At 58.6% G+C, this 13,015-nt stretch carries 9 protein-coding genes; 4 read left to right on the top strand and 5 right to left on the bottom strand.

Features of this window, described 5'->3' with window-relative positions; genetic code table 11:
- Nucleotides 1-88 precede the first annotated feature (88 nt).
- Nucleotides 89-964 carry a bestrophin family protein gene (locus A7J50_RS16750; RefSeq protein WP_064452827.1) on the bottom strand — a complete coding sequence of 292 codons (876 nt, stop codon included), beginning with the start codon at nucleotides 962-964 and terminating at the stop codon, nucleotides 89-91.
- Nucleotides 965-1,232: 268 nt separating this feature from the next.
- Nucleotides 1,233-2,162 (bottom strand): HTH-type transcriptional regulator ArgP, encoded by a 930-nt coding sequence (gene argP / locus A7J50_RS16745; RefSeq protein WP_064454956.1) that lies wholly within the window; start codon nucleotides 2,160-2,162, stop codon nucleotides 1,233-1,235.
- A 194-nt stretch (nucleotides 2,163-2,356) separates the two neighbouring features.
- Between argP and A7J50_RS16740 the strand changes: the two genes are divergently transcribed.
- The 4 genes from A7J50_RS16740 (at nucleotide 2,357) to A7J50_RS16725 (ending at nucleotide 8,693) form a co-directional block, all read left to right on the top strand.
- Entirely contained in the window at nucleotides 2,357-2,641 is a 285-nt protein-coding gene (locus A7J50_RS16740; protein ID WP_064452826.1) for a hypothetical protein, read from the top strand.
- A 739-nt stretch (nucleotides 2,642-3,380) separates the two neighbouring features.
- Nucleotides 3,381-7,094 carry a beta strand repeat-containing protein gene (locus A7J50_RS16735; protein WP_410524772.1) on the top strand — a complete coding sequence of 1,238 codons (3,714 nt, stop codon included), beginning with the start codon at nucleotides 3,381-3,383 and terminating at the stop codon, nucleotides 7,092-7,094.
- Between the two features lie 401 nt (nucleotides 7,095-7,495).
- On the top strand, nucleotides 7,496-8,080 hold the full coding sequence (locus A7J50_RS16730) for a papain-like cysteine protease family protein (RefSeq protein ID WP_064452824.1): 585 nt from the start codon (nucleotides 7,496-7,498) through the stop codon (nucleotides 8,078-8,080).
- Nucleotides 8,081-8,093: 13 nt separating this feature from the next.
- Nucleotides 8,094-8,693, top strand: a complete 600-nt coding sequence (locus tag A7J50_RS16725) for a hypothetical protein (protein WP_064452823.1) — start codon at nucleotides 8,094-8,096, stop codon at nucleotides 8,691-8,693.
- A gap of 112 nt (nucleotides 8,694-8,805) precedes the next feature.
- Here A7J50_RS16725 and A7J50_RS16720 read toward each other — a convergent pair whose 3' ends face one another.
- From A7J50_RS16720 to A7J50_RS16710, 3 genes are all read right to left on the bottom strand, one after another.
- A complete protein-coding gene (locus A7J50_RS16720; RefSeq protein ID WP_064452822.1) occupies nucleotides 8,806-10,197 on the bottom strand; it encodes an HdeD family acid-resistance protein in 1,392 nt (463 codons plus the stop codon).
- Between the two features lie 126 nt (nucleotides 10,198-10,323).
- Complete coding sequence (locus A7J50_RS16715; RefSeq protein WP_064452821.1) at nucleotides 10,324-11,046, bottom strand: FadR/GntR family transcriptional regulator; 723 nt, start codon at nucleotides 11,044-11,046, stop codon at nucleotides 10,324-10,326.
- Nucleotides 11,047-11,093: 47 nt separating this feature from the next.
- Nucleotides 11,094-12,830 carry an IlvD/Edd family dehydratase gene (locus A7J50_RS16710; protein ID WP_064452820.1) on the bottom strand — a complete coding sequence of 579 codons (1,737 nt, stop codon included), beginning with the start codon at nucleotides 12,828-12,830 and terminating at the stop codon, nucleotides 11,094-11,096.
- Between the last annotated feature and the right edge of the window lie 185 nt (nucleotides 12,831-13,015).

Below are 13,015 nucleotides of genomic sequence, written 5' to 3'. Positions count from 1 at the left end.
GGTCTCACTTCCTATGCCGAGGTCGGCGGCGCTGGCACTCGGCATTGTGGTGGTGATTGGGTGCAAGGCCAGCGGCGTTCGAGCGAGCTCAAGCCAAGGCATCACGCTGCATCGACTGCAGGTTCTTCTCGATGGTTTCGCAGATAGTCTCCATCTGGATCTGGTGTTCGCTGGAGTGAAACGGGCTTTGCAGGTCGGTGCCGATGCGCTCGATTGCCAGCAGCATGAAGCCCACCACCGTCGACGCCAGTGGGGTGAACCAGCCCAGAGACTCCACCAAACCTACCGGCACGATCAGGCAGAACAGCGAAATAAACAGCCGTGGAAAGTACACGTAGGGGTAGGGCAGCGGCGTGTTGGCGATACGTTCCATGCCGCCCTGGGCGTTGGACAGGTCCACCAGGGTCGATTCCAGCCGTGCCAGGCGAATGCTGTCCAGGTGGCCGGCCTTGTATTCATGCGCCAATAACGTCGCCGAGCTGGTAAGGATGTCATTGGCAAAGTTGTTGGTGGCGCCGTTGCGCGCGAACTCTTCGGCCGGGATAAACGCGCGCACTTCGTCCGGGCAGGGCTTGCCCCTGAGGTGCGCCGCCAGGCAATTCACGTAGGCCACATGGCGGCGCAGCAGAGTGGCTTTGACCGGGTTTACTTCGCCGTCCGCATCATCCAGCAGGGTCAGCACCTGGCGTGCAAAGCTGCGTGAATTATTCACCATCGCACCCCACAGCGTGCGCGCTTCCCACCAGCGGTTATAGGCGCTGCTGTTACGAAAACTGATCAGCACCACCAGCGCCGAACCCAGCAGTGTAAGGGGCATCAGCGGCAGGTTGATCTTGGTGGTCAGGAACAGCATGAAATCCACCGTGACGGCGACATCCCACAACAATAGCCAGAACAGGGACCAGCCCACATAGCCCATGGTCTTGATGACCAAGCGGTACTTTTTGATGATGGCGGCTTTCAAACGTGAACCTCGCGGCGGGCGATAAGCAACAGTGCTTAAGCTCGGACGCCCGTTTGCGGAGAAAGGTTCGCCTGGGGCCTGAATCGTTTAAGTTGCGGTGTATCAGGTTTCAAGCGCTCATCGAGAGGCGGGGGCGGGGGGCGGCTGGCGTGATTATTTCGAAGCGAAGACTTTGTTGATTTTTACACTGCGAAAAATCCAGTGATTTGGATGACAGTGAGGGCTTTATTTCCCCGTTGCATAAGCGAGTCTTGAAAGGGCGATCCTGTTATCTGATCGAGGTGCCAACCACAAATGCCTCCTGACTCTTGAAATTCAAGATGCGCCTGGCGGCAGACACTGCATGGTTGGAGAGCGCTTCCATGCGTGGCGATTGCAAAGCCCAGGCGTGCCAATACAACGCAACCTCGGTGAAATGGCCAGGGTCCAGATCCACCAGATCTCCACTTTTAAGCAAGGTACTGGCTTTCATCTGTGGAACCATGCCGTAGCCGAGGCCATGACGTATCGCCCGAAAGCGCGCTTCGGGGAGCGACAGGTAGTGGCTCGGAAAGGCATCTGCGTGCAAGCCTAAGCGCGACTGTAAAAATTCTGACTGCAATGTGTCTTTGCGAGAGTAGGCAAGCACCGGTGCCTTGCGTGCGGCGTCGCGTGTCAGCCCTGACGGGAACCATCGCTCCTGAAACGCCGTCGATGCCACCAGTTGGTAGCGAACCAACCCTAGCGGTTCTGCAAAGCAGCCACGCATCGGCACTGGGCGCGTGCCTATGCAACCAATGACTTGCCCACTCTCCAACAGGGCGTACGTATGATCCTGATCATCGACCACCAGCTCCAGAAGAATGTTTTCGCTGATAAAAGTATCTGCCAATGCCGGGAAAAACCAGGTGTTCAAGGTGTCGCCGTTGACGCCTATCACCAAGCGTAAATAGTCCTCGCCGTTTCCTTCTATATCGTTGAGTAGTTCTTCCTCCAGCACGGTCGCGCGACGGAGGTAATTCATCAACTTTCTCCCTACCTGAGTCGGCTCGCACGGCCGGCCCCGCACCACTACTGAACTCCCCAGACGCGCCTCAAGTGCATGTATTCGCTGCGAGACTGCCGACGGAGTCACGTTCAAGTATTCCGCAGCCTTTTCGAAACTGCCACCTTCGATGACGGCCAGAAATGCCTGCATTTGCTTCGCATCGAGCTTCATTGTCAAACTCCTGATTAAGTATTTCTTATCGGTACTGAAATATACTTCGTTTAACTTCACTTTTACTTCGATGCATCCCATGATGGCCTCAGGGCGACAGACGGTGAGTTTCGCCCATACAGTGCCCGACCCGATCGTCGTCCACAGTTAAAGGGCGGCGCAGTGGACGTGCTGGTTTACCCCAGGAGTTAACCATGAGATGTCTGTTGGTGATGTTGCTCACGTTGACGTTGTGTGCGTGCACAACATCGGTTCGTAATTGGACCAGAGTAGACGGGCGCGCAACTGATAGTGCGCACGACAAGGCCCAGTGTCAGTACGAGGCCAAAACAGCGACGGCAAGTTATCACTCTTCGCCTGCGGCTAACGACAAAACCTCCGGCATGGGCAATGCCGTGGGTGACGGGATTGTTATTGCGCAAAAACAGATTGAACTGATGAACGACTGCATGCGTTTAAAGGGTTATGTCGGACAGTAAAAATAGACACAGGGTGGGCCGTTGATAGCCGCCTTGCTGTTCTATTGCGTTGTTTGCCAGTGGTTTGATGCCGTCAATGTTTTCCTGATTATTCAAGAATAAGGTGTTTGGTTTCCAGCAAAGCACAGTCAAATTTATTTGTCAGTGCTCGCGTTATCGGCCGTCTTGACTTTGCATATGTGTTTGTCATGGAAGTTTGCCTCCAAAGGACTTTAGAGAAAGTAGTTGTAAAAGGTGTTTAAAAATGAAAACCGAAAAAGTTCTGGTTCTGCGAACATGCGCTAATAATATGGCCGACCACTGTGGTCTGATCTGGCCTGTTTCAGGAGTGGTCGAATGCAAGTTTTGGGAACCCACCATCAAGCTTGAAAACGGGTTGGCTGGCGTTTTGTGGGGGCAGGGCGCGAGTGCGCAGTTGAGCCCACAGGCAGACGCGAAATGGGTTGTGTGTGAAGTGGCAGTGGGTGAGCTGATTTTCCTCGAAGAGGATGAGGGCGTAAAATTTTCGCGTGCTGAAGTTGTTCACGTCGGCACGCGAAGCAGTGCACTGGACTTTATTTATAACAATGCTTGCAAGTATGAAGCCTCCACGACAAATTTGATTGAGGCATTTGTTAGTCCTGACGCGCAATCAGCGACGACGTCTGTCCTTCCCGTCCTGCCGGTTACTACTAACACTGCTCCCGATGTCGTCAATCGTCGTACCACTGTGCGTCATCCGCAAACGCTGGAAACGGCCGTGTATGGCAGTACGCTCACTGGCGCTAATCAGAGCCAACTCATTGCCGGCTACGGCAGCACTGAAACTGCCGGAGACAGCAGCACACTTATTGCAGGCTATGGCAGTACCGGAACGTCGGGTTCTGATAGTTCGATCATTGCCGGCTACGGCAGTACACAAACCGCCGGCGATGAAAGCTCCCTGATGGCGGGGTATGGCAGTACACAAACAGCCAAGGTAGGCAGTGATCTCACCGCAGGCTACGGCAGCACCGGCACCGCCGGCTCCGACAGCTCGCTGATTGCCGGGTATGGCAGCACGCAAACGGCCGGGGGCGAAAGCTCCTTGACCGCCGGTTACGGCAGTACCCAAACAGCTCAAGAAGGCAGTGATCTCACCGCCGGTTATGGCAGTACGAGTACCGCCGGCTCCGACAGCTCACTCATTGCCGGGTATGGCAGCACGCAAACAGCCGGGGGCGAAAGCTCCTTGACCGCCGGTTACGGCAGTACCCAAACGGCTCAGGTGGGCAGTGATCTCACCGCCGGCTACGGCAGCACTGGCACCGCCGGCTCTGACAGTTCGCTCATTGCCGGGTATGGCAGCACGCAAACGGCCGGTGGCGAAAGCTCCTTGACCGCCGGTTACGGCAGTACCCAGACGGCTCAGGTAGGCAGTGATCTCACCGCCGGCTACGGCAGCACTGGCACCGCCGGCTCCGACAGTTCGCTGATTGCCGGGTATGGCAGCACGCAAACAGCCGGGGGCGAAAGCTCCTTGACCGCCGGTTACGGCAGTACCCAGACGGCTCAGGTAGGCAGTGATCTCACCGCCGGCTACGGCAGCACTGGCACCGCCGGCTCCGACAGTTCGCTGATTGCCGGGTATGGCAGCACGCAAACAGCCGGGGGCGAAAGCTCCTTGACCGCCGGTTACGGCAGCACCCAGACGGCTCAAGAAGGCAGTGATCTCACCGCCGGTTATGGCAGTACGAGCACCGCTGGCTCCGACAGTTTGCTGATCGCTGGCTACGGGAGCACGCAAACGGCCGGCGGAGAAAGCTCTCTGACCGCAGGGTATGGCAGCACCCAAACAGCCCGCAAAGGCAGTGATCTCACCGCTGGTTACGGCAGTACAAGCACTTCGGGCTCCGACAGCTCACTGATCGCAGGTTACGGCAGTACGCAGACTGCCGGCACAGACAGCTCCCTGACTGCCGGTTACGGCAGTACCCAAACGGCTCAAGTGGGCAGTGATCTTACTGCCGGTTACGGCAGTACGAGCACTGCGGGTTCCGACAGCTCACTGATTGCCGGTTATGGCAGCACGCAGACTGCCGGGGGAGACAGCTCCCTGACTGCCGGTTATGGCAGTACGCAAACAGCTCAATTGGGCAGTGATCTCACCGCCGGTTACGGCAGCACGAGCACTGCGGGCTCCGACAGTTCGCTGATCGCCGGCTACGGCAGCACGCAAACTGCTGGCACAGACAGCTCCCTGACTGCCGGTTATGGCAGTACGCAAACAGCTCAATTGGGCAGTGATCTCACCGCCGGTTACGGCAGCACGAGCACTGCGGGCTCCGACAGTTCACTGATCGCGGGCTACGGCAGCACCCAAACTGCAGGGGGAGAAAGCTCCCTGACTGCGGGTTACGGCAGTACTCAGACGGCTCAGGAAGGCAGTGACCTGACTGCCGGCTACGGCAGCACGGCCACCACTGGACCTGGCAGTATGGTGACTGCCGGTTACGGCAGCTCGCAGACCGCCGGTCACGCAAGTGCGTTGATTGCAGGTTATGGCAGCACCCAGACTGCGGGTTACAAAAGCATTCTGACTTCGGGTTATGGCAGCACTCAGACCGCCCAGGAAAGCAGTGATCTCATCGCCGGCTACGGCAGTACTGAAACCGGTGGTTACGACAGTTCGTTGATCGCCGGTTACGGCAGTACCCAGACTGCCGGTTACGGAAGCATTCTGACTGCCGGATACGGCAGCACGCAGACGGCACAAGAAGGCAGTTCACTCACCGCAGGTTATGGCAGTACGAGTACCGCCGGCGCTGACAGCTCGCTGATCGCAGGCTACGGCAGTACTCAGACCGCAGGACACGAAAGTACACTCACTGCGGGCTACGGCAGCACCCAAACCGCTCAGGAGGACAGTTCGCTGACTGCGGGATATGGCAGTACCTCAACTGCCGGATTCAACAGTTCATTAATCGCCGGCTACGGCAGTACGCAAACATCGGGATATGAGAGCACCCTGACTGCCGGCTACGGCAGTACCCAAACGGCCCAGGACAATAGCTCGCTCACCACGGGTTACGGCAGTACCTCGACTGCGGGTTATCAAAGTTCGTTGGTCGCGGGTTACGGCAGCACCCAGACCGCTGGCTATGAGTCTACGTTGACAGCGGGTTACGGCAGTTGCCAGACGGCTCAGGAGCAAAGTTGGTTAACTGCCGGCTACGGAAGTACATCAACAGCCGGCTATGAAAGCAGGCTGATTGCCGGCTATGGCAGTACGCAAACCGCCGGCTACAAAAGCACCCTGACCGCAGGCTACGGCAGCACCCAGACCGCCCAGGAAGAAAGCTCGCTGACGACCGGTTATGGGAGCACTTCAACGGCGGGCTACAACAGTACGCTGATCGCCGGTTACGGCAGCACTCAAACTGCCGGCTACAACAGCAGCCTGACGACGGGTTATGGCAGTACTCAGACTGCGGGTTACGGCAGTGTCATGACCGCGGGTTATGGCAGTACGCTAACCGCTTTGGACAGCAGTACGCTAACCGCCGGCTATGGCAGCACGCAAACAGCCGGGTTTAGCAGTTCGTTGATGGCCGGCTACGGCAGTTCGCAGACCGCCGGTTTTGAGAGCACATTAACAGCGGGTTATGGCAGTACCCAGATGGCGGAGCGCGACAGCACGCTCACCGCGGGTTATGGCAGCACCGGGATTGCAGGGCAGGACAGCTCGCTGATTGCCGGTTATGGCAGCAGCTTGACCAGTGGCACGCGCAGCTGTTTGACCGCGGGCTATGGCAGCACACTCATCAGTGGACTGCACAGTGTACTGACGGCGGGCTACGGCAGCAGTCTTACCTCAGGCATGCGCAGCAGCCTGACGGCGGGATACGGCAGCAACCAGATTGCGAGCCATAAGAGTTCGCTGATTGCGGGCCATGAGAGCACTCAGATTGCAGGGCACAAAAGTATGTTGATCGCCGGCAAAGGCAGTTCGCAAACAGCGGGTTCTCGCAGCACGTTGATCGCCGGCGCTAACAGTGTCCAGATGGCGGGCGACCGCAGCAAGCTGACTGCCGGTGCAGACAGCACCCAGACAGCGGGCGATCGCAGCAAGCTCCTGGCCGGCAGCAACAGTTACCTGACTGCTGGCGACCGGAGCAAACTCACTGCCGGCGACGATTGTGTGCTGATGGCCGGGGATCGTAGCAAGCTGACGGCTGGCAAGAACTGCGTATTGACCGCAGGCGCTGACAGCCGGCTTATAGGGAGTCTCGGCTCGACGCTTTCAGGCGGAGAGAACTCGACACTGGTTTTCCGCTGCTGGGACGGTAAGCGTTACACCAACGTGGTCGTCAAGACGGGCATCGACGGTGTAGAAGCTGATGTTCCCTATCAAATTGACGAGGACAGTAACGTTCTGATCAAGGCTGAGGACAACAGCCACAGTGAGGCGGACCCGTCTCAGCTTCAGCCATGAAATTTCTCTCTAAAACAGCCTGAGGCCGAGTGCTGAAAACTTACCCCCCAGGTGCTATCAATCATGCTGGTGAAGGGAAGCATGCCCGGGTTGACGCTGTGACAACACCCTGATGAAGGCCAATGCAAAACGCCCCGATTTGTTTGGGGCGTTTTGTTATCAATCGGCGACAGGCCGGTCGAGGCAGCGAACGCGGTGATCCTCGTAGTCTGCACTCTTCTTCAATGAATATGCAGTTATGCATTTATATGTTTGCGTTAATGCATATTCACGCCTAGGGTTACCTCGAGCCAGATCGGAACGCGCCCTCGAATACGGGCATCCCGGAACGTCGATAGCTCAGCAACACCGCTGCACCTTTACACGCTGGACGCGTGTTTTCATTCATGGAGGATTGAAAAATGTTAACCCCTGAAACAACCCGATTCACCGGCGACACACAGCCCAACTGCCTGATCGGTCATCTGCTCGACCCGCAATTGGTCGAAGTCGAAGCGGCTCATCAGACTAAGGCAATGGCTGCCGCCAGCCTGAATTTCAGCATGCAGAAACAAACCCAGACCAACTGGTGCTGGGCGGCTGTTTCCGCGTCGGTCGGCAACTACTACGGCACCGGGTCCTGGACCCAGTGCGGTGTTGCCAGCAACGCGCTGGACCGCAACTGCTGCAACCAGCCGGGACCGTGCAACGTCTACGGCTACCTGGATTCCGCGCTTCGGATCACGCGCAGCTACAACGGCATGAATCAAGGCTCGCTGCAGATGTCGGCCATCCAGAACCAGCTCAACATGGGCCGCCCCATCGGTTTGCGTTGCGCCTGGTACGGTGGCGGTGCGCACTTTCTGGTGATCTATGGCACCAACGGCAACTACCTGTTGATCGCAGATTCGATCTACGGCTATTCGACCCGCGCATTGAACTCGTTCCCCGGTTCGTACAACGGCGGCGGCAATTGGACCAACACTTACTTCACCGTAAAAAACTGAGGAGGGCTGCATCATGCAACTGACTTATCCAAAGGCGCCTTCCAACGGCGTACAGGTACTGCGTCCAGCGCTGCAAGCCGCGCTGCAGACCCAGGGCTTCGGCATCAATCGCCAATTCGCAGCCGCCGTGCCGGGCCAAATCAGGCTGAGCGAAGGCTATCGTGGCTACTCGCTCAGCCTGGAGGACCTGAGCCTCGGTAAAGGCCTGAAAGACGCTGAGGTCGGCGATTGGCATTACCTGGTATTTGCCGATGGCGCGACGATTGCCGACGCGCAATTGGCCGACGTACGCGGGCATGTCGAGTTCGCGTCACTCAACCACGGGACGTTGGCAGCGGCGACGGTGGATGCGCTGAAACTGGCGGAACAGTCGCCGCAATTGCAGGGTAAAACCGTGGAGCTGCGCGTGTTATTCATCTCGGCACTGCACGTTGTGGCCATCTGGCTGCACGCCGACGGCGAAGAGTTGCTGATCCCGATTGAACCGACCCCCAAGGAGCTGGCGGTCAATCAGTTGTACAGTGAGGCGGCGCTGCTCGCTTTGCTCAAACCGGCGGCTGATCAGGCCCGTCAGCGCTTCGACGCAGACACCCGTGGCGAGTTGGGCAGTTGATAAAACCCTAGGGTAAGAAAACCCGGACAGTGTCCGGGTTTTTTATCGAAACGAGTCAGCTAACGCAGGTCCGTCAGGCGTGATACGGACCCAGAGGCGGGCGGAGCAAAACTCACATAGGTTTTTTGAGATCATCCGGCGGGTTTTTTCTACTGGACTCAGCCAATGCTTTTTCTTTTTGCCACTGACGGCGCAAAGACCGTATTTTCTGAAACGCACGCTGGCTGGTATTGATCCAGCCAGTGGGCCTGGGGTCTACCAGCATACTGAGCGCCCGCGCATAATCGAGTGCCAGGCCTGGCGTCCAAGCCATGGTTTGCGCGCGTTTACGGATTTGAATGGCCACCCATAATTCCGGCGTAGTGAATATTTTTCCCAGAATACGGTAGAGGCCGTAATGCCCCCAGATACGCCCTAAAGACCCTTCCAGAGCCGCTTCAAGCACCTGTATGACGCTGCTGGAACAATTGCGGTGGGTGAGGTTATAGGTGGTGTCTTTACGGTATGTCTCCCAAAAGTCATGCAAGTGCTGTGGGTCATAGTTACGCAGGTGTACTTGAACGGTAGACGGGCACCATGCCTGCGATTCCGTGAGGTAATCGGACTGAAACTCTCCCGGCATGTTGTTATCGTCGGTGGCCCGCAACAGGCGCATGAACTGGTCGGGCGAATGGTCGATGTCCTCCGCTGGGTAAAGGCTCACGTACAGACCATCCGGCGCTTCCAGTGCGGCGTGCCCCGTTGATATCACCCCATTCTTGTCCACGGCGGCGATATACCGTTCTATCAATGGGCGGCGCACAACTTCAGCATTCGCTACACCGAGGGGCGTCCATATATGGACGATAAGGGCCTGGGCATTGTCGTCTGTCGCACTGTCCCGCTCGGTTGGTTTTTTGTGACTTGGCCCAGGAATGGGACTCTGCGCATCACCCTCCAGCGCAGGGTTGGAGACCATTCGGCGGGCGCGGCCAGCAACAAGCAACATATTCCAACCTGCAAAAAACAATCCCAGCCCGAGGCAGTAGGGGACCGTGCCGATATAGTCTGTCGGGTAGGGTTGAAAGAAGAAGATGGCCAAAGCGATTTCGACCCCGCCGCCGAACATTGCGATGCGCCAGGTTCGGTAGCGGACAACATAAGCGGACACGATCTGCAGTAACCCGTCGGCTAAAAACAGCGTGCCGAATATCATCGAAAGAATAAAGTTGCCGTGGTGGTGGCCCGCCAGGATCAGTGATGCCGCCAGCACAAACGAGAAGCCTTTGAGGTAGCGCAGCTTGCGCTGCCCGACGATCCCACTGTGAGCGACGATCAACGTCGCACTGCCTTCGAGCAACAATAACCAGGCGAAGGGGTTTATCGGGAAGTACAGTGCATCATCCAGTGCATCAATAAACACGATGCTCCCGGCAAGGATGCCGACAACCCCAATGGCTGTCAGCGTGCGCCAATATGACCGAAGGTAATCAACCCCTAATAGCAGTATGACAAGCCTGACCATTGCATCATCCTCTACCTTTCAGACAGGCGTGGAGGGCGCCACGACGTCATGAATGCCGTGGTACTGCGAGCGTCGTCCGCGCATGGCCGGTTCCTCGAACTGCCCCCCTGAGCGTAGACGATGGATTTACAGCGGGGTCAGCACATTCATCACGGTGTCCAGCGCCACGCGGGTGTCATCCAGTTGCACCAGCGAGGCGTGCCGGGCGCCGAGGGCGTCACGGTTCTGGATGGCGGTGAGGATGGCCTTGTGGCGGGGCAGGCTGAGGCCCTGGATGTCCGGGCGGCGGTTGGTGATGTTGATCGACTCGCGCAACGGCAGCGACAGCATGTTGCACATGTAGGCCAGCAAGTCGTTGCGGGTGGCGTCGGCAATCGCACGGTGGAAGTCCAGGTCGGCCTGCAACAGGTCGTCGTGGGTCTTCGCGGTTTCCATGCCCACGTAGGCTTTTTCGATAGTAGCGATGTCTTCGTCGGTGGCGGTGGTCGCGGCCATGGCGGCGATTTCCGGTTCGAGGATGCGCCGCACACCGGCCAGGGTGTTGAAGAACTCACTGTGGGGCGTGGACTGCATCAGCCAGGACAACACGTCCGGGTCCAGCAGGTGCCATTTCAAGCGTGGCCGCACCACCGCGCCCACCCGTGGCTTGGAATACACCAGGCCCTTGGCGCTGAGCACCCGCGTCGCCTCACGCAACACCGAGCGGCTGACCTTGTACTCCTCGCAGAGCGTGGCCTCCATGGGCAGGCGTTCTTCGGGTTTGAAGCGGCCGGAAACGATGTGCATGCCCAAGTCCTGAACGATCTGGGCATGCATGCTCTTGCGCGGCTTGGGCGGCTGGTGATCCATAACGAACGGGAGGCTCTGGCTAAATAGGCGGCATCATAGCATCCCAATTAGTGGGAATGACGCGGGACTTCAGCCCCACGGCAGCCCACCAGGAAGTCAAAGTCGCAGCCTTGGTCCGCCTGCAGCACGTGGTCGATGTACAGCTGACGGTAGCCCCCGACGATCAGCTTCTGCGGTGGCGCCAGGTCGGCCATGCGCGCGGCCAGCTCTGCGTCGGGGATGTCCAGGTGCAGGCGGCCATTGGCGCAATCGAGTTCAATCCAGTCGCCTTCCTTCACCGTGGCCAGCGGGCCGCCGGCAGCGGCTTCCGGCGCCACGTGCAGCACCACCGTGCCGTAGGCGGTGCCGCTCATGCGCGCGTCGGAAATACGCACCATATCGGTCACGCCCTGGGCCAGCAGTTTGGCCGGCAAACCCATATTGCCGACTTCGGCCATGCCCGGGTAGCCCTTGGGTCCGCAGTTTTTCATGACCAGGATCGAGTTGGCATCCACGTCCAGCGCCGGGTCGTTGATGCGCGCCTTGTACATGTCGAAGTCCTCGAACACCACCGCACGGCCTCGGTGCTGCATCAACTGTGCGCTGGCGGCCGACGGTTTGAGCACGGCGCCCAACGGGGCCAGGTTGCCGCGCAGCACGCAGATGCCACCGTCAGCGCGGATCGGGTTGTCGAGGGTGCGGATCACTTCGTCCTGGCCGTAGATCGGCGAGTCCTTGGTGTTCTCGCCCAGGGACTTGCCGTTGACGGTCAAAGCATTCGGGTGCGGGATCAGGTTGGCTTCGCCGAGGCGGCGCAGCACGGCAGGCAGGCCGCCGGCGTAATAGAACTCCTCCATCAGGAAGCGCCCCGAGGGTTGCAGGTCGACGATGGTGGGTATGCCACGGCCTATGCGTGTCCAGTCATCGAGGTCGAGCTCGACGCCGATACGCCCGGCAATGGCTTTCAAGTGGATCACCGCGTTGGTCGAGCCGCCGATGGCCGCATTCACGCGGATCGCGTTTTCAAACGCTTCCTTGGTGAGGATCTTCGACAGCTTCAAGTCTTCGCGCACCATCTCCACCGCGCGCATGCCGGACATGTGCGCCAGCACGTAACGCCGCGCATCCACCGCCGGGATCGCCGCGTTGTGGGGCAGGGAAGTGCCCAGTGCCTCGGCCATGCACGCCATGGTCGACGCGGTGCCCATGGTGTTGCAGGTGCCCGCCGAGCGCGACATGCCACCCTCGGCCGCGAGGAAATCGTCCAGGGTAATCGTGCCGGCCTTGACCTGTTCGCTGAGCTGCCACACCACGGTGCCCGAGCCGATGTCCTGGCCCTTGTGCTTGCCGTTGAGCATCGGCCCGCCGGTGACCACGATGGCCGGCACGTCGCAACTGGCCGCGCCCATCAGCAAGGCCGGGGTGGTTTTGTCACAGCCGGTCAACAGCACTACGCCGTCGATGGGGTTGCCGCGAATGGCTTCTTCCACATCCATGCTCGCCAGGTTGCGGGTGAGCATGGCGGTGGGGCGCAGGTTGGATTCGCCGTTGGAGAACACCGGGAATTCCACGGGGAAGCCACCGGCCTCGATCACTCCGCGTTTGACGTGCTCGGCAATCTGGCGGAAATGCGCGTTGCACGGGGTCAGCTCAGACCAGGTATTGCAGATACCGATGATCGGTTTTCCGTGGAACTGATGGTCGGCGATGCCCTGGTTCTTCATCCAGCTGCGGTACATAAAGCCGTTCTTGTCGGCGGTGCCGAACCACTGGGCGGAGCGGAGGGCGGGCTTTTTATCAGGCATGATGGCTTCTCTTATTGTATGACTATATGTTCTATATGTGGCTAAACATAAGCGCAAAATCGAGGCTTTGGAAGTGTTGTTTTGTAAATAGTCCTACTATATAGTCCGTCTTAACTGAGGCATGGCCCTGGCGGATTTTCGCGAGAGGCAGCCCCCGAGCTTCTATAAAAACAACAATCGGAGAT

The sequence above is a fragment of the Pseudomonas antarctica genome, from assembly GCF_001647715.1.
In the GTDB taxonomy this organism is placed as follows: Bacteria; Pseudomonadota; Gammaproteobacteria; order Pseudomonadales; family Pseudomonadaceae; genus Aquipseudomonas; species Aquipseudomonas antarctica_A.
This window is presented reverse-complemented; position numbering and strand designations above follow the sequence as displayed.